This window comes from Afipia sp. GAS231 (assembly GCF_900103365.1).
Classification (GTDB): domain Bacteria; phylum Pseudomonadota; class Alphaproteobacteria; order Rhizobiales; family Xanthobacteraceae; genus Bradyrhizobium.
In genome coordinates, this window is record NZ_LT629703.1 from 6352922 (window position 1) to 6370623 (window position 17702).

The window sequence follows — 17702 nt, forward strand, 5'->3', positions numbered from 1 at the left end:
GAAATGCTGTCCGACGATCACACCGTTGCGGTCGACCCCGACGCCCTGGAGAAGAGCATCTCCGCGGCGACGCAGGGGCTGCTCTTCTATCGGCAATCCGACGGCCACTGGGTGTTCGAGCTGGAAGCCGACAGCACGATTCCGGCGGAATATGTCCTGCTGCGCCACTATCTTGCCGAGCCCGTCGACAGCGCGCTCGAAGCCAAGCTCGCCAACTATCTGCGCCGCACGCAGGGCGCCCATGGCGGCTGGCCGCTGGTGCAGGACGGCCCGTTCGACATGAGCGCCAGCGTCAAATCCTATTTCGCCCTGAAGATGATCGGCGATTCCGTCGACGCGCCGCACATGGTGCGGGCGCGCGAGGCGATTCGCAGCCGCGGCGGCGCCAGCGGCGTCAACGTTTTCACCCGGTTTTTGCTGGCGTTCTATGGCGTGCTGGGCTGGCGCGCCGTACCGGTGCTGCCGATCGAGATCATGCTGCTGCCGATGTGGTCGCCGTTCCATATCAACAAGATTTCCTACTGGGCGCGCACCACCATCGTGCCGCTGATGGTGATGGCGGCGCTGAAGCCGCTGGCGAAGAATCCCAAGGGCGTCGGCATCGACGAATTGTTCCTGCAGGATCCGAAGTCCGTCGGCACGCCGACGAAGGCGCCGCATCAAAGCTGGGGCTGGTTCACGCTGTTCAGCGCGCTCGACAAGATCCTGCGGGTGATCGAACCGCTGTTCCCGAAATCGTTACGCCAACGCGCGATCGATGCCGCGCTCGCCTTCACGGAAGAGCGGCTGAACGGCGAAGACGGCATGGGCGCGATCTATCCGCCGATGGCAAATATTGTGATGATGTACGACGCGCTCGGCAAGGGTGAGGATTTCCCGCCGCGGGCGGTTACCCGAAAGGGCATCGACAAGCTCCTGGTGATCGGCGAGCACGAGGCCTATTGCCAGCCCTGCGTCTCGCCGGTGTGGGACACGGCGCTGACCTGCCACGCGCTGGCGGAAGCCGGCGGCGAAGACATGCTGGCGAAGATGAAGCAGGGGCTCGACTGGCTCAAGCCGCGGCAGGTGCTCGACCTCAAGGGCGACTGGGCGGTGAAAGCGCCTGACGTCCGTCCGGGCGGCTGGGCCTTCCAGTACAACAACGATCACTATCCCGATCTCGACGACACCGCGGTGGTGGTGATGGCGATGGATCGGGCGCGGCGGGGGTCCGGCAGTGCGGAATACGATACGGCGATCGCGCGCGGCCGTGAGTGGATCGAGGGCCTGCAGAGCCGGGACGGCGGCTGGGCCGCGTTCGACGTCAACAACCTCGAATATTACCTCAACAACATCCCGTTCTCGGACCACGGCGCGCTGCTCGATCCGCCGACCGAGGACGTCACCGCGCGCTGCATCTCGATGCTGGCGCAGCTCGGCGAGACCGCGGCGACCAGCAAGCCGCTGGCGGACGGGGTTGCCTATCTACGCCGCACCCAGCTCGCCGAAGGCTCATGGTACGGTCGCTGGGGGCTGAACTACATCTACGGAACCTGGTCGGTGCTGTCGGCGCTCAATGCCGCCGGTATCGACCACCAGGACCCGGTGATGCGAAAAGCGGTGGATTGGCTGGTTTCGGTCCAGAACAAGGACGGCGGCTGGGGCGAGGATGCGGTCAGCTACCGGTTAGATTACAAGGGATATGAGCACGCGCCCTCGACTTCCTCGCAAACGGCATGGGCCTTGCTTGGACTGATGGCGGCGGGCGAGGTGGAACACCCTGCGGTTCTGCGGGGGATTCAGTACCTAAAAAGCACACAGACCGAAAAAGGGCTGTGGGACGAGGCGCGCTACACGGCAACAGGCTTTCCGCGGGTGTTTTACTTGCGTTATCATGGCTACTCGAAGTTCTTTCCGCTCTGGGCGCTGGCGCGGTATCGGAATTTGAGAAGCACCAACAGCAGGGTGGTAGGGGTCGGGATGTGATTTTGGGGGCGGGGGCCGCCGCGACCGTGGACAATTCGATTGATTTCAATTCGATTGATCCGCGGCCGGTGTTGATTGTAACCGGTCTGGTGCAGGAGGCCCGCATAGCGGCGGGGCCCGGCATGATCGTCATTTGCAGCAGTAGCGATCCCGCTCAATTGCGCGCGCTGCTTGCGACGCTTGACCCATCGTCATTCAGGGGCGTGATTTCGTTCGGCGTCGCCGGCGGGCTCGATCCTTCGTTGAAGTCGGGCGACGTGGTGGTGGCGACCGAGGTTCTGGCGGGCGATACCCGTTTTCTGGCAGGCCTTGCGCTGAACGAGGAAATGATCGCCAGCGCCGCGCTGAAGCGCCGGCGCGTGGTCCGCGGCGGCCTCGCCGGCGTGGAACAGGTGATCGCGGCGACCGCCTGCAAGGCCGCGCTGCATTCCGAGACTGGGGCCGCCGCGGTCGACATGGAAAGCCATATCGCTGCGGCCTATGCGTCTGCGGCCGGCATTCCCTTTGCGGCGCTGCGCGTGATTTCGGATCCGGCCAGCCGCTCGCTTCCGGCGCTGGCCAAGAGCGCCATCAAGCCGAACGGCGATATCGACCTGCGCAAGGTGCTGCGCGGCCTCGTGCGCAATCCGACGACGCTGCGCGCGCTGGTCTCGACCGGGATCGATTTTAATCGGGCGCTGCGCAGCTTGCGCGGCTGCCGGAGCTTCCTGATTGGCGGCGAGGACCTCGCCACGGTGGATATCTGACGGCCGCCAGCGACCCGCTTTAAAGCAAAAAAGCCCCGGTTCTGATCGATCAGAACCGGGGCTTTTTTGTCTTGCTCGCTCAGGCGGCCGTGGAGGCCTTCTGCTGCTGCTTGGCGGCGGCGGCTTCCGCTTCGTCGCGGCGGATATCCGAGAGGCGCTTTTGCACTTCCGCCGAGAAGATGTACTGGGCCGGGCGCTGGTTATCGAGGTTGATCTCGGGCGCCATCGGACCTGTGGTCCGGATGCCGCGAAGGGCTACCCACATCGCCTTCAGCGGGTTGAGCAGGGCGGCGTTGGCGGCCGTCGGCTCGTAGCCGCAATGCGCCATGCAGTCGGCGCACTTTTCGTACTTGCCGGTGCCGTAGGTTTCCCAGTCCGTCGTCTCCATCAACTCCTTGAAGGTCTTGGTGTAGCCTTCGCCGAGCAGATAGCAGGGCTTCTGCCAGCCGAAGATGTTGCGCGCCGGCATACCCCACGGGGTGCATTCGTAGGACTGGTTGCCGGCGAGGAAGTCGAGGAACAGGCCGGAGTGCATGAAGTTCCACTTCTTGCCCTTGCCGAGCGCGAACACGTCACGGAACAGCTTCTTGGTCTTGGTGCGGTTGAGGAAGTGCTCCTGGTCGGGCGCGCGCTCATAGGCGTAGCCCGGCGACATCGAGACGCCGACACCGAGTTCGGTGGTGAAGTCGAGGAACTTGGCGATCTCTTCCGCCGGATGGCCGTCGAAGATGGTGGCGTTGACGTTGACGGTGAAGCCGCGGGCTTTGGCGGCCTTGATCGCGGAAACCGCGCGATCGAACACGCCCTTCTGCGAGACCGCCTTGTCGTGATGCTCCTTCAGGCCATCGAGATGCACGGAGAAGAACAAATAGGGCGAGGGCTCGAACAGATCGAGCTTCTTTTCCAACAGCAGCGCGTTGGTGCAGAGCGAGACGAACTTCTTGCGGGCCACGAGGCCGCGCACGATTTCGCCGATCTCCTTGTGGATCAGCGGCTCGCCGCCGGGGATCGCCACCATCGGCGCGCCGCATTCGTCGGCCGCGTCCCAGCATTCCTGCGCCGACATACGGCGATTGAGGATCGCATCGGGATAGTCGATCTTGCCGCAGCCGACACAGGCGAGGTTGCAGCGGAACAACGGCTCCAGCATCAGCACGAGCGGATAGCGTTTCCGGCCAAGCAGCTTCTGCTTGATGAGATAACCGCCGATACGCAGTTCCTTGAAGAAGGGTATTGCCATTGAGAAGGTTTCTTTCTGGACTCGAAAAGTAGTGAGTGGATCAGCCCGCAGCAGTCAGTTCGGCCGGTAGCCGGAATTCGATATTTTCTTCCCGGCCCGGAAGCACCGAGACCTTGACGGGTCCGATACGCCTCAAAGCCGCGATCACGTCGTCGACCAGGACTTCAGGCGCCGAGGCGCCCGCCGTAATGCCGACGGCCTTTGCATCTTTCAGCCAGTCAGGGTTCAACTCCCTGCCATCGGCAATGAGATAACTCGCGACCCCGACCTCGGTGCCGATTTCGCGTAGTCTGTTTGAGTTGGAACTATTGGCGGCCCCCACCACCAAAATGACGTCCACCAGCTTGCTCAGGTCCCTTACCGCAGATTGGCGGTTCTGTGTCGCATAGCAGATATCCCGGATGTCCGGGCCTTGAATATCTGTAAAACGGGCCTGAAGGGCCGCAATAATGTCCTTTGTATCGTCCACGCTGAGGGTGGTCTGGGTGATATAGGCCACCGGGGTGTCGGTCGGAAGGGTCAGTTCCGCCACGTCGTCGACGTTCTGGACCAGCAGAACCGGCCCTGGAACCTGGCCCATGGTGCCCTCGACCTCGGGGTGGCCGGCATGGCCGATCAGGATCAGGGCCCGGCCCTTCGACATATACCGCTTGCCCTGATTATGGACCTTGGTGACCAGCGGGCAGGTGGCGTTGAGCACCGGCAGGCCGCGGGCGGCCGCCTCTTCCTCGACGCTGCGGGCCACGCCGTGGGCACTGAACACGGTCACCGCGCGTGGCGGCACCTCCGAGAGGTCCTCGACGAAGATCGCGCCCTTGTTCTGCAGGCTTTCGACGACGTATTTGTTGTGCACGATCTCGTGGCGCACGTAGACCGGCGGGCCGTATTTCTCCAGCGCGCGCTCGACGATCTCGATCGCACGCACGACGCCGGCGCAAAATCCGCGCGGCTGGGCCAGATATACTTCCATGGGCTGCTCGTTACGCAAGTTGCACCAACTTCTTTCGCAAATTCACTCGAAAACCTCCGCGCAGCCGGACCTACCGGATAACTGCAATATCCGCACCACGACCCAATCCTGCTGTTTGCCCCACTCAAGCACATGGAAGTACAGCGCTTTGTGTCAAAAAAAGAACGACAAGAGAAGATGCATCGGACTTGGTTACCAGCAATACGGTATTATAATACAGTTAATCGCCGTCTGCCGACATTATCCTCACTTGTTCGTCACTTTATCGCCCCCTGCGGCGGTCTATACCCACCAGCAACACCGTTCCGGAGGGTTTGGGCGGCTGTGGTTGAACCCTGCGGGAAAGTAACCAAACAACATTAGATCGGCCCATGGAACTCCGCTAGACAGCGGGCGTTTTCGGCAGACTCTTGAGACGTAGAAAGAAATGATGTGCTGACCAATATTGTCGTCGCGATTGTCAGAACCTGTACCCGCTTTGCCATTCCTGTCGTCGTATTGTCGCTGCTGCTGGCGATCGGAGCCGGCTTCTATACCGCCCGTAATTTCTCCATCAACACCGATATCAACACGCTGATTTCGCCCGACCTGGATTGGCGCAAGCGCGACAACCAGTTCGAGAAGGCTTTTGACCGCGAAACGCTGATTCTGGCCGTCGTCGAAGCGCCGACGCCGGAACTGGCCGGTTCCGCAGCCAAGGCGCTCGCGGAAAAGCTTTCCGGCGACAAGAAGAACTTCGAGGCGGTCACGCCGCTCGGCTCGGGCGAGTTCTTTGAGAAGAACGGCCTGTTGTTCCTGCCGGTGGAAGAGGTCGGCAAGGTCACCGGCCAGCTCGAATCGGCAGCCCCCCTGATTGAAATCATGGCCGGCGATCCGTCGATCCGCGGCCTCACCGGCGCGCTGGAGACCGGGCTTGCCGGCATCAAGCGCGGGCAGGTCAAGCTCGACAATGCGGAGCGGCCCTTCAACCTGATCGCGCAGACGGTCGAAAACATCCTGGCCAAGGGGACGGCGACGTTTTCCTGGCGCGAACTGGTCAGCGACAAACCCCTGACCGACGCCGACAAGCGCACCTTCATCGAGTTCAAGCCGATCCTCGATTTTCAGGCGCTGGAGCCCGGCAAGACCGCAACCGACGCGATCCGGCAGGCGGCGACCGAGCTCAATTTCGCGGGCACCTATGGTGCGCGCGTCCGCCTGACCGGGCCGGTCCCGATGGCGAACGAGGAATACGCCACGGTTCAGGACGGCGCGATCCGCAATGGCATCGTTACCACCGTCATCGTGCTGATCATCCTCTGGCTGGCGTTGCATTCGGCGAAGATCATTTTTGCGGTGTTCGTCAATTTGTTCGTCGGTCTCTCGATCACGACCGCCGTCGGCCTCGCGATGGTGGGCTCGCTGAACCTGCTGTCGGTTGCCTTCGCCGTGCTGTTCATCGGCCTCGGTGTCGACTTCGGCATTCAGTTCAGCGTTCGCTACCGCTCCGAGCGCTTCAAGAACGACAACCTGACGATGGCGCTGGAAGAAGCGGCGCGCCGCGCCGCGGTTCCGCTTTCGCTTGCCGCAATGGCAACGGCTGCCGGGTTCCTCTGTTTCCTGCCGACCGACTACAAGGGCATTGCCGAACTCGGCAAGATTGCCGGCGCCGGCATGCTGGTCGCGTTCCTGACCAGCATCACGACGCTGCCGGCGCTGTTGGACCTGATCAATCCGCCCGGAGAAAGTGAACCGGTCGGTTACGCCTTCCTGGCGCCGGTCGATCACTTCCTCGAAAAGCACCGCGTCATCATCATCACCGGCACGCTGCTGGTCGCCATCGCCGGGCTGCCGCTGCTCTATTTCATGAAGTTCGACTTCAACCCGATCAACCTGCGCAACAAGAACGCCGAGTCGATCGCGACTTTCCTCGATCTGCGCAAGGATCCCAACACCGGCGCCAACGCCATCAACGTGATGACGAATTCCGAAGCCGACGCCAAGAAGATCGAGGCGAAGCTTGAGAAAGTGCCGGAAGTGCTTCGGGTGATGTCGCTCGACAGTTTCGTGCCGGAGGATCAGCCGGCCAAACTGAAGCTGATCGCGCAGGCCGCCAGGCTGTTAGGGCCCGCGCTCAATCCCGATCAGGTCGATGCCGCGCCTTCCGATGAGGAGAACGTGGAAGCGTTGAAGGGCACGGTCGAAAGCCTGCGCAAGACCGCGGGCGAGGGCAAGGGGCCCGGCGCGGTCGCCTCGCGGCGGCTGGCGGACGGGCTGTCGAAGCTCGCCGGTTCAAATCAGGCGACGCGCGACAAGGCGCAGAGCATTTTCGTCAGCCCGCTCAAGATCGTGTTCGAGCAGCTCAAGAACACCCTGCAAGCCGCGCCGGTCACCCTGAACACGCTGCCGCCGGAACTGGTCGCCGGCTGGAAGGCCAAGGACGGGCTGATGCGCGTCGAAGCGCTGCCGAAGGGTGATCCCAACGACAACGACAATCTCCGCAAGTTTGCGGATGCGGTCCTGGCCGCCGAGCCGACCGCGATCGGCGGACCGGTCTCGATCCTCAAATCCGGCGACACCGTCGTCAGGGCGTTCGTCCATGCCGGCATCTGGGCGCTGCTGGTCATCAGCTTCCTGCTCTGGCTGGCGCTGCGGCGGGTCACGGACGTGCTGCTGACGCTGGTGCCGTTGTTGGTGGCGGGCGCGGTGACGCTGGAGATCTGCGTGCTGATCGGACTGCCGCTCAACTTCGCCAATATCGTGGCCCTGCCGCTGCTGCTCGGCATTGGCGTGGCTTTCAAGATCTATTACGTGACGGCCTGGCGGTCGGGCAGGACGAACCTGCTGCAGACCAGCCTGACGCGCGCGATATTTTTCTCGGCGCTGACCACGGCCACGGCGTTCGGCAGCCTCTGGCTATCCAGTCATCCCGGCACCGCCAGCATGGGTAAATTGCTGGCGCTGTCGCTTCTCACCACGCTCGCTGCGGTGCTGCTGTTCCAGCCTGCGCTAATGGGTAAACCGCGCGATGTCGGGGAGTAGGCAGATATCGCCGATATCACCGGGCTGGCCGGCCGCCTGCTTCTGACCAGGCTTCGGCGCCGGGGCCACCGCGCCGATGGTCTTCGGCGGACCCGCCTGTGCCGGTGCTGCGGTTGACGGGTTGGTCGACGGGTTGGTCGTTGGGTTCTTGGGCACCGCGCCGGTGGCGCTCTTCGGCGCGCCCTTGGCCATGCTGTTGGCGGGGCTGGAGGGAATCGGCGGCGCTACGCGGGTCCAGGTTTCGCCGCCACAGAGGAAGCCCAGCACACAGCCTTGAATCTCGAGCTGGTCGGTGCCGGCAGGTTTGATGGTCGAGCTGTAGAGCTGCCCGTCCTTGGCGTTATAGACTTCGCCTTCCCAGGTATCGGCGACACCGGCCTTCTTCTTCATGTCGATCAGGATCGGCATGCCCAAAGTAGGCCGGCTCTGCTTGGAGGCGTCCGGATTGTGCGTATCGCGTCCGCCCGGGGTTTTCTCCCAGGCAACCACCCCCCACATGCTGCCGTTACACTGGGCGACCCGGATGTTGGCGACGCCGTCCGCCACCCTCCAGTCGCCGGTGACATCGGCCGCCAACGCGGCGTTAAGACCTGTGGCTAAAAAAAATGCGGAATAAACTATTTTGCGCGCGACAGTTTTTGGGCAGTGCAACATGGTTCGAACCTATGCTTATCTGGATGATCCCAAGGCGGGGGTCAAAAAGCCGCATTGAGCGTTTTCAGTTGACGAAATACCCATCAACCGACGTATGTAACGAATGCTAAGTTCAAATCTAGACGTTTCCGAGATGTTTGTGGAGCGCCAGGCGCAGCGCAGTTCCATGCATGCACGTTATTTGAACGAGCAACTCGTTCGCGTGCTCAAAACCATCGGCTACGATGTCGGCTTTCAGAAGGGTCAAGGCCAATACCTGTTCGATCGTGACGGGGCACGCTATCTCGACCTACTGAGCGGATTTGGCGTTTTTGCGATTGGTCGCAATCATCCGGCGCTGCGCGAGGCTCTCAAAAGCGTCCTCGACAGCGATCTGCCCAATCTGGTGCAACTGGATGTGTCCACGCTGGCCGGCGTGCTGGCGGAACGCCTGCTCGAGCATGTGCCATATCTGGACAAGGTGTTCTTTGCCAATTCCGGCGCGGAAACCGTCGAGGCCGCGATCAAGTTCGCGCGCGGCGCCACCGGCCGGCCTGGCATCGTGTCCTGTTCCCATTCCTTCCACGGTCTGTCCTACGGCGCGTTGTCGCTGATGGACGATCCAAACTTCCGTTCCGGTTTCGAGCCGCTGCTGCCGGGTTGCACGCAGATTCCCTTCAACGACCTCGCAGCGCTCGAACACGCGCTGTCGTCGCGTCAGGTGGCCGCCTTCATCGTCGAGCCCATTCAGGGCAAGGGCGTCAACATGCCCACCGACGAGTTCCTGCCGGGGGCGGCCGCGCTCTGCCGCAAATACGGCACGCTGTTCATCGCCGACGAGATCCAGACCGGTATCGGCCGCACCGGAAAATTCCTCGCGGTCGAGCACTGGAATGTCGAACCCGACATGGTGCTGCTGGCGAAGGCGCTGTCCGGCGGCCACGTGCCGGTCGGCGCGCTGCTGACGCGAAAAAGCATCTTCGACAAGATCTTCAATCAAATGGACCGCGCGGTCGTGCACGGCTCGACCTTTGCGAAAAACGATCTGGCGATGGCGGCCGGCATCGCCACGCTCGAGGTGATCAAGGCCGAGAAGCTGGTCGAGCAGGCCGCCAAGCGCGGTGCCGAGTTGCGGCTGGCGCTGACCCGCATGGTGCCCGGCTATGAATTGCTGAAGGAAGTGCGCGGCAAGGGGTTGATGATCGGCATCGAGTTCGGGCCGCCGAAATCGCTGCGGCTCCGCGCCTCCTGGAACGTGCTGGAGGCCGCCAACAAGGGCCTGTTCTGCCAGCTCATCACGGTGCCGCTGTTCAAGGATCACAAGATCCTCACGCAGGTCTCCGGCCACGGCAGCCACACCATCAAGCTGCTGCCGCCGCTCGTTATCTCAGACGACGACTGCCGCTGGATCGAAAAATCCTTCGACGAAGTCATCGCCGGCAGCCACAAGGTCCCCGGCGCGATCTGGTCGCTCGGCAAGACCCTGGTCGACAACGCCGTGCGCAAGACGGCGTAGATTTGTCGTCCCTGCGAACGCAGGGACCCATAACCTCCGCTCGCAATGTTGTCGAAGACGTCTACCCGATCGCCAAAACGATAGGCCGCGGAGTATGGGTCCCGGCGCAGCGTGCGCGATTGCGCACTTGGCCGGGACGACGACGTTGATACTTACCCCGCCGTCCCGCTCCGCATCGCGCTCTCGAACTTATCGCCGAAATCCGCAAGCTCGTCCTTGGCGAGATCGCTGACCGCCCAGTAATTCAGGCCGCGGTCGCTCCAGTGCCGGATGTTGAATCCCTGGATCGTCTCGATCCTGGCGGTGCGATGTTCGGTGCTCGCGGTCTGCGACACGAACAGGTTGATGATGTGCTGGCGGCGGCGGTAGACCACCGCGCCGATGGCGCGGGTGTCGACATAATCCAGCCGTCCGCCGATCAGCGTAAAACCTTGCGTGGTGAGATCGATCACCGGCGGCGAGACGTCGAGCCTGCCGTTGAACCACGGCTTGACCGTGTGCTGGTCGGTCGAGATGACGTCGGTGAGGTGGCCGGCCTGCAGCGAGCGCAGATGCGCCGAGACCACTTCGGACTGGATGCGCTCCATGTCGTCGTGACGCAGCACGATGGCGACCAGGCCGGTTGCCGCCAGCGCCGACACGGCCGATCCCATCGCAAAGCCGCGCAACACCCCGCGCCGGCTCTGTAGCTGGCGCGGTTGCGGCAATGCCGCCTCGATGCGCGCACGCAGCGCCGCAGGCGCGGTGTAACGCACGCCGGCATCGGCCATCGCCAGACTCATCTCGCGGTAATCCTTCAGCATCGCAGCGCAACGCGGGCAACTCTCGACGTGGTTTTCGACGTCGCGGGCATGGCCGGCATCGAGTTCGCCGTCGATCAGGGCTTGAAGGAGGATTTCTGCTTCGTCGCAGGTCATTTCACTTGCTCCTGTTCCGCAAGCCATGCTGAGCGCAGCATGGCGCGGGCGCGCGCGAGGCGCGACATCACGGTACCGACCGGCACTTCGGCAACCTGGGCTATCTCCCTGTAGGACAAATTCTCGATCTCACGCAGGACGAAAGTCTCCCGGAATGGTTCGGTCAATGCAGCCACCATCCGGCGGATGGTGTCGGAATCCTTGGCTCGTACCAGTTGCGCCTCCGGCGTTTCCTGGGTCTCGTGCCAGAGCGGTGCCTGATCGGCGCTTTCCGGCACGTCCTCGATCGTGCTGGTCGGCGTCGTGGCGCGCCTGGCATATTCGGCGCGGCAGACGTTGCGCAGGATCGCGAACAGCCACGGCTTCATCGCCGGTCCGCGATAGCTGTCGAAATGCTTGAACGCGCGCAGGTAACATTCCTGCACCGCATCTTCGGCATCGGTGGGATCGCGCAGCAAATAGCGCGCCAGCGTGTAGGCGTCGTTCAGATAAGGCAGCGCCGCCTCGCGAAAGCGCCGCGCCTTTTCGGGATTTTCCTCGGATGCTCGAAGTGGCATCGCCTTTGGTCCGGCTGCAGCAGGAAGCGCTTTGGCCCGGCCGGGGGCAGTCCACCGGCCGGGCATGGTTGTGATGCCTTGGTTGGGCACGTTATTCAACCTTCACAATCCCTGTCATGTGCGGGTGCAGCGAACAAAAGTACTTGTATTCGCCGGCCGCGGTGAACGTGAACGCGAAGGTGCCGTCGGTATCCATGGTTTTCGACCGGAACTTGCCCGCACAGACCACGGTGTGGGGAATGTCGTCGCGGTTGGTCCAGGTGACGGTCTGGCCGACCTTCACCGTCAGCTGGGCCGGCTGGAAGACGAAGTTGTCGATATGCACGGCCAACGGATCGGCTGCCGCTTCCTCGGCGGCGGCCGCGACGATGGGCAGGAACAGGGTTGCGACCGCGGCGATGCCGAAGTCGCGACGATTGAGCGAAGTCATGTTCAGTATTCCCTGTTAGCCCACCAGCGGCGTGTCGATGATGGCCAGCGGCTGGTTGTTCTGCTTGAAGTTGATGCTGGCAACGCCGAGCATGGTGCGCAGTTTCGCATCCTCGACCTTCATCGGTCCGGGTGAGGGGGCAGCCCCTGGCGCCGGCTGCGGGAAGGCGGTCGAACGCGCGGTGTGGAAGGTGACGTTGCCTTCGACCTTCTGCATCACCTGGTGGATGTGACCGTTCAGAACCGTGACCGAGCCAAAGCCCTTGACGTATTCCAGCGCGCGGCCGCCGTCCTCGGTGCCCCAGCCCCATTGCGGATAGACCGTCCACAGCGGGATATGGGCGAACAGCACGACGGGGGTCGATTTCGAACGGCCCTTGAGGTCGTTCTCCAGCCATTCGAGCTGTTCGTTGCCGAGGTTGCCGAGGCCGCCGGCCTTGAGATCGACGACGTTGACCAGGCCGACGAAATGAACGCCGCCGGCGTCGAAGGAATACCAGCCGGCACCCTTGGTGCCCTTGCCATAGCGCTCCTTGTAGAGCTTGACTTCTTCGTCGATGAAATCGTGCTCGCCCGGCACGTAGTGCACGTCGAGCTTGGACTGCGAGATGATGCGGTCGGCGTTGTCGAATTCGGCGGCCTTCGACAGATGCGTGATGTCGCCGGTATGGATCATGAACGACGGCTTGACCGGCATGGCGTTGACCTTGTTGATGGCCTCTTCGAGGGTGCCGATCGCGTTCGGATTGGCCGGCTTGTCAAAGCCGACATGGCTGTCGCTGATCTGCAGGAAGGTCATTCCCTTGGCTTGGGCTTCGGCGGCGGCGGCGGAACCGACCATGCCGACCGTATGCGGAATGCCGCCGGTGACGGTCCAGAGCAGGCCGGTGCCGGCCCAGGTCATGCATTCCAGCACCTTGCGGCGGCTGACGCCGTTTCCTTCGTCGTGATGGTCGTGATTGCTCATGACAAACTCTCCCTGAGCCCTTGATTGGGCTTCCGGGTACGTGATCGGGGGGCGCGCGGGTTTATTCCCGGGAGGGCTGACCCCACCCAGGCCGGCGATGACGTTTTCGTGAGCGGTAGCGGGGGGCGCTTCCGGGGCCGCGTTAGCCGTAACAAACCTGTCGTGCGGCCGTCAGCAAAGTGTCAGCGGAGGTGCGTAGATCAGCGGGACTTTAACCACTGGAATCGGGAGCGCAGACATGAGCGAACACGCCGTCGAACATCACCACAAAGCCGCCGAACATCACGAGCATGCCGCCAAGCATCACCGTGAAGCCGCCAAGCACCACGAATCCGGCGATCACGAAAAGGCGGCGCACCACGCGCATAGCGCCCACGGCCATGCCAGCCACGCCGAAGAACATCACGCCGAGGCGAGCCGTCACCACGCCGAGCACCACGGTCAGCACTAAAACGCTTTAGTACGCGTCGAGTTGGTGCGCGTAGCGTTTGGCCGTCCCAGCAAGGGGACGGCCATTTCTTATGCGGGCGCGCTTGTTCGAACGCCTGCAGCGCACGCATCGGGAGTTCGGGGTCTTCCTGCTCATCGGCGTGGCGATGTCGACTTCACCCCTGGAACCAGCGACAGTTCCCGACGACCGGCACATATTCGGCAATCGTGTTCGACTTGCGGTCAGTCTCTGCCCATAATCGACAGCGCAGAAGCAGGTCACTGGCCCATGGGCCTCCGTCAACGAACAGCTGATCCAGGTAGCGGAGTATCACCGTCATGCTTTATGTCGACATCCCGAGTCCAGCCGATCTGAAATCGCTGGCGGCCCACCGAGACGACATCTGTGTCTCGATTTATCTACCCACCACGCCAGTGAGCCAGGAAACGGCGGGTGACCGGATCGAATTGAAGAATCTCGCAAAGCAGGCCTTGCGGCAGCTTGAGACGGCAAACGCCGACAAGCGCCGCGTCGCCGCGCTGATGGAGCATCTCGATGACCTGATTGATGACGACGAGTTCTGGCGGTTCCAGGCGCGCAGCCTCGCCGTGCTCGCAACCCCGGACAATGCGCGGACCTTCCGCGTGCCCAATACGCTGGTAACAATCGTCGAGGTGTCCGATCGATTTCATCTCAAGCCGCTGCTGCGCGCCGTCGCATTTCCCAATACTTGCTTCGTGCTGGCGCTGGCGGAAGGCGGGGTCCGCGTCATTCAGGTCTCGGCCGACCTGCCAGCCGCGGTCGTAAGTGTCGATGGCGTGCCAAAGGACGCAGCCAGCGCAGTCGGGCGCTCCACCGTCAACGACCGCTCGCCGAGCGGCCGTCTTCAGGGATCGGAAGGTCAGAAGGTCTTGTTGCGCCAATTCGCCCGCAAGGTCGATCAGGCGCTGCGCGGGCTGTTGACTGGCAGTGACGTCCCGCTGGTGCTGGCCGCGAGCGAGCCGCTCGCTTCCATCTATCGGTCGGTCAACACCTACGCTCATCTGGCCAAGTCTGGGATCGACGGCAGTCCCGTATACTTGACCGATGCCCAACTCGCGGATCGTGCTCGCGCTTTGCTGGACGGCTTGAATCGGGATGAGATTGCCCAGTGGAAGACGGCCTTCGTGGTGCGCGAGAACGAAGGTCGAGCCACGACCGACATCGCATCCGCGGCGCGAGCAGCAACCTATGGTGCGGTGGAGTCGATGTTGGTTGATATCGACGAGGTCATTCCCGGTACGGTCGATGAGACGAATGGCGCCATCAGCTTCTCAAAATCGGCCGACGCGAGCAATTACGGCGTCGTCGACGAAATCGCGAGCCGTGTCATCCGCTCGGGCGGCCGGATTCTTGGCGTGCGAAGAGCCGATATTCCAGGCGGCAAATCGCTCGCAGCCATTTTGCGCTATGCAATGTAGGCTTAATGAAAGGGCGCAACATTCCGCAGTGACCAATGCGTGCCTGCTTCAGCCCCAAAAGCGGACATCGCATATCTATGGGTACGCGCCCCGATCCGACCGGGCCTCGAACGCCGCGAGGGCTTTGAGCAACTGGTGCGGAGCTTCCTGCGCAACGCAGTGATCGACGCCGTCGAAGGTCCATTGGCTCACGTGCGGGATCAGGGCTGCGGCTCGCGATGCCATGACCTTGTAGATCGGCCAGGATTGTTCGGTGGTGGCGACGCACACCGGGCAGCCGATCTCGGACAGCCAAGCGAAGGGATTGCCGCGCGCGTCTCCGGCATAGACCTGCTCCATCGCTTCGCAGATCGGGAGCGTGACGGCGGACTCGATCTCCGGCGTGCAGCGCAGCCGCACGCGGCCGTCTTGCTGCGTGGCAAAGCCATGCTGAATGTAGGCCCGGAGCGAGGGCTCGGACCACTTCGCGAATGCAGGCGCCGCGCGATAGCGTTGGAACGCGGCATTAGCGCTGTCGAACTCGGGCTGGCGGCGCAGTACGCTCTGCACGGCGGCCGTTGACCTGTCACTCAACGGGGCGTCGCGCGCCGCGCGCGGGTCCATCACCGTCGGTTCCATCACGAACAGACGCGAGAACCGCTGGGGCAGAAGTTTTGCTGCTAACAGCAGGTCGGTAGCGCCGGCCGAATGCCCGATGCCATAGATATCCGACAGATCGAGCGTCTCGATCACCTGGCACAGATCCTCGGCGAAATCCTGAAAATGATAGCGGTCGGCCGCCGGCTTGTGGCTGTCACCATGGCCGCGGCGGTCGAGTGCGTAGACGGTGTAGCGAGACGCCAACTCGCGGGCGACGTCGTCCCAGACCTCGGCGACGAAGCCGGTGCCGTGCAGCAGCAGCGCGGGCGGTTTGCCGGAGTTCGCCTCGCCCCATAGCGCCAGCGCGATACGCTCGTCTTCGGGGCCGACCGAAATGCGATGCGGGTTCGTCATGAGAGCGATGCGCTACCGCGCATCCTGCAGGATCATCGCGGCGGCTTTTTCCGCGATCATTGCCGTCGGCGTGTTGGTATTGCCCGAGGTGATGGTCGGCATCACCGACGCATCGGCTACGCGCAGTCCCGCAATGCCATAGAAGCGCAGGCGCTCGTCGACGACGGCTGCGGGATCGGAGGCCGTGCCCATCTTGGCGGTGCCGACGGGATGGAAAATCGTGGTGCCGATGTCGCCGGCGGCCTTCGCCAGCGAGGCGTCGTCGTCGCCGACGGAGGGTCCGGGCAGGTATTCCTGCGGATGATACTGGGCCAGCCGTTGCTGCTTCATCAGCCGCCGCGTGGTGCGGATGGCGTCGGCCGCGACCTGGCGGTCATCGTCGGTCGAGAGGTAATTCGGCGCGATCATCGGTGCCTGATCAGCCACCGAGGAACGAAGGCGCACGGTGCCGCGCGAGGTCGGCTGCAGATTGCAGGCGCTGACGGTGATCGCGGGGAACCGATGCAGGGGATCGCCGAATTTATCCAGCGACAGCGGCTGCACGTGGAACTGGATATTGGCGCGCGCGCGATGCGGATCGGAGCGGGTGAAGATGCCGAGCTGCGACGGCGCCATTGTCAGCGGGCCACGGCGGCGGAAGGCATAATCGAGCCCCATCAGGCCGCGCCGGACCAGCGAGTAGTAGGTCTCGTTGAGGGTGCGGACGCCCTCGACTTTGTAGATCGCGCGCTGCTGCAGATGGTCCTGCAGGTTGCGGCCAACGCCCTGGCGGTCGAGCACGACGTCGATGCCGAGCGGCGACAGCCAGTCGGCCGGGCCGATGCCGGAGCGGTGCAAGACCTGCGTCGATCCGATTGATCCCGCACACAAAACGACCTCGCCCTTGGTGCGCGCTTCGACCACTTCATTGCCTTGCATGAAGCGCACGCCGACGGCGCGGCCGTTCTCGACGATGAGGCGATCGACCAGCACGTTCTTTTCCAACCGCAGGTTGGGACGGTTCAAGACCGGCTTCAAAAAGCCTCGCGCCGATGACCAGCGGCGGCCGCGCTTCTGGTTGACGTGGAAATAGCTGACGCCCTCGTTGTCGCCGGTGTTGAAATCCGGAATCCGCCGGATGCCCATCTGTTCGGCGGCGTCGCCGACCGCGTCGAGAATGTCCCAGGACAGCCGCGGCGCCTCGATCCGCCAGCCGCCGCCGGTGCCGTGATGTTCACTGTCCCCGAGAAAATGATCCTCGAGGCGGCGGAACAGCGGCAGCACGTCGTCATAGCCCCAGCCGGTGAGGCCAAGTTGCCGCCAGTGATCGTAATCGGCAGCCTGTCCCCGCATCGAGATCATCGCGTTGATCGCGGACGAGCCGCCGATCACCTTGCCGCGGGGGTAGGCCAGCGCCCGGCCGTTGAGGCCCGGTTCCGGTTCGGTCTTGAACATCCAGTCGGAGCGGGGATTGCCGATCGCAAAGAGGTAGCCGACCGGGATGTGGAACCAGATCCAGTTGTCGTTGCCGCCGGCCTCCAGGATCAGCACCCGGTTTTTGGGGTCGGCTGACAGCCGGTTGGCCATGATGCAGCCGGCGGTGCCCGCGCCGACGACGATATAGTCGAAATCACCTTCGAGCCGCTTCGGCATTGTCCGCCCATTCATGACCGTCGTCATGCCCGGGCAACAGCGCGAAGCGCGTCTTCGCGCCAGGCGTCCCGGGCATCCACGTCTTGTTTGGGCCGTTATTAGTCAGACGTGGATGGCCGGGACAAGCCCGGCCATGACAAGGGGGATGGAACCCTGCAAAGCGGGTAGGGCGGATCCGTTGCAGCCTGTTGGGTGGATCGCCCCTTGCATGCTACAGAGGCAGAAC

At 63.2% G+C, this 17702-nt stretch carries 15 protein-coding genes; 5 read left to right on the forward strand and 10 right to left on the reverse strand.

Features of this window, described 5'->3' with window-relative positions; translation table 11 throughout:
* The first annotated feature begins 3 nt into the window (after positions 1-3).
* Both shc and BLS26_RS29880 read left to right on the forward strand, forming a co-directional pair.
* Positions 4-1965 (forward strand): squalene--hopene cyclase, encoded by a 1962-nt coding sequence (shc, locus tag BLS26_RS29875; RefSeq protein WP_092516080.1) that lies wholly within the window; start codon positions 4-6, stop codon positions 1963-1965.
* The gene (locus tag BLS26_RS29880) at positions 1962-2711 is read left to right on the forward strand and encodes a phosphorylase (RefSeq protein ID WP_371360711.1); all 750 of its coding nucleotides are present in this window, start codon (positions 1962-1964) and stop codon (positions 2709-2711) included. Before shc ends, BLS26_RS29880 begins: the two co-directional genes overlap by 4 nt.
* 79 nt (positions 2712-2790) lie before the next feature.
* On the opposite strand, the gene hpnH is transcribed toward BLS26_RS29880, so the two are convergent.
* On the reverse strand, positions 2791-3951 hold the full coding sequence (hpnH, locus tag BLS26_RS29885) for an adenosyl-hopene transferase HpnH (protein ID WP_092516081.1): 1161 nt from the start codon (positions 3949-3951) through the stop codon (positions 2791-2793).
* Positions 3952-3991: 40 nt separating this feature from the next.
* Entirely contained in the window at positions 3992-4921 is a 930-nt protein-coding gene (gene ispH / locus BLS26_RS29890) for a 4-hydroxy-3-methylbut-2-enyl diphosphate reductase (protein WP_092516082.1), read from the reverse strand.
* A 432-nt stretch (positions 4922-5353) separates the two neighbouring features.
* Between ispH and BLS26_RS29895 the strand changes: the two genes are divergently transcribed.
* Entirely contained in the window at positions 5354-7942 is a 2589-nt protein-coding gene (locus BLS26_RS29895; protein ID WP_092516083.1) for an MMPL family transporter, read from the forward strand.
* On the opposite strand, the gene BLS26_RS29900 is transcribed toward BLS26_RS29895, so the two are convergent.
* A complete protein-coding gene (locus BLS26_RS29900; RefSeq protein ID WP_092516084.1) occupies positions 7910-8596 on the reverse strand; it encodes a DUF2147 domain-containing protein in 687 nt (228 codons plus the stop codon). The genes BLS26_RS29895 and BLS26_RS29900 overlap by 33 nt on opposite strands.
* Positions 8597-8699: 103 nt before the next feature.
* Between BLS26_RS29900 and hpnO the strand changes: the two genes are divergently transcribed.
* A complete protein-coding gene (gene hpnO, locus BLS26_RS29905) occupies positions 8700-10091 on the forward strand; it encodes an aminobacteriohopanetriol synthase HpnO (protein WP_092516085.1) in 1392 nt (463 codons plus the stop codon).
* Positions 10092-10243: 152 nt separating this feature from the next.
* On the opposite strand, the gene BLS26_RS29910 is transcribed toward hpnO, so the two are convergent.
* The 5 genes from BLS26_RS29910 to BLS26_RS36045 form a co-directional block, all read right to left on the reverse strand.
* Positions 10244-11008, reverse strand: a complete 765-nt coding sequence (locus tag BLS26_RS29910) for an anti-sigma factor (RefSeq protein ID WP_092516086.1) — start codon at positions 11006-11008, stop codon at positions 10244-10246.
* Positions 11005-11565, reverse strand: a complete 561-nt coding sequence (locus BLS26_RS29915) for a sigma-70 family RNA polymerase sigma factor (RefSeq protein WP_092518772.1) — start codon at positions 11563-11565, stop codon at positions 11005-11007. The genes BLS26_RS29910 and BLS26_RS29915 overlap by 4 nt, the downstream gene beginning before the upstream one ends.
* Before the next feature lie 91 nt (positions 11566-11656).
* Positions 11657-11995, reverse strand: a complete 339-nt coding sequence (locus BLS26_RS29920) for a cupredoxin family copper-binding protein (RefSeq protein ID WP_092516087.1) — start codon at positions 11993-11995, stop codon at positions 11657-11659.
* A gap of 15 nt (positions 11996-12010) precedes the next feature.
* Positions 12011-12961, reverse strand: a complete 951-nt coding sequence (locus tag BLS26_RS29925) for a metallophosphoesterase (protein ID WP_092516088.1) — start codon at positions 12959-12961, stop codon at positions 12011-12013.
* 211 nt (positions 12962-13172) lie between these two features.
* Complete coding sequence (locus BLS26_RS36045) at positions 13173-13409, reverse strand: hypothetical protein (protein WP_157676617.1); 237 nt, start codon at positions 13407-13409, stop codon at positions 13173-13175.
* A gap of 320 nt (positions 13410-13729) precedes the next feature.
* Here BLS26_RS36045 and BLS26_RS29935 point away from each other — a divergent pair, with 320 nt between their 5' ends.
* Entirely contained in the window at positions 13730-14851 is a 1122-nt protein-coding gene (locus tag BLS26_RS29935) for a hypothetical protein (RefSeq protein WP_092516090.1), read from the forward strand.
* Positions 14852-14926: 75 nt separating this feature from the next.
* On the opposite strand, the gene BLS26_RS29940 is transcribed toward BLS26_RS29935, so the two are convergent.
* Positions 14927-15844 carry an alpha/beta fold hydrolase gene (locus BLS26_RS29940; RefSeq protein WP_092516091.1) on the reverse strand — a complete coding sequence of 306 codons (918 nt, stop codon included), beginning with the start codon at positions 15842-15844 and terminating at the stop codon, positions 14927-14929.
* Positions 15845-15856: 12 nt separating this feature from the next.
* Positions 15857-17476, reverse strand: a complete 1620-nt coding sequence (locus BLS26_RS29945; protein WP_092516092.1) for a GMC family oxidoreductase — start codon at positions 17474-17476, stop codon at positions 15857-15859.
* Positions 17477-17702: the final 226 nt, after the last annotated feature.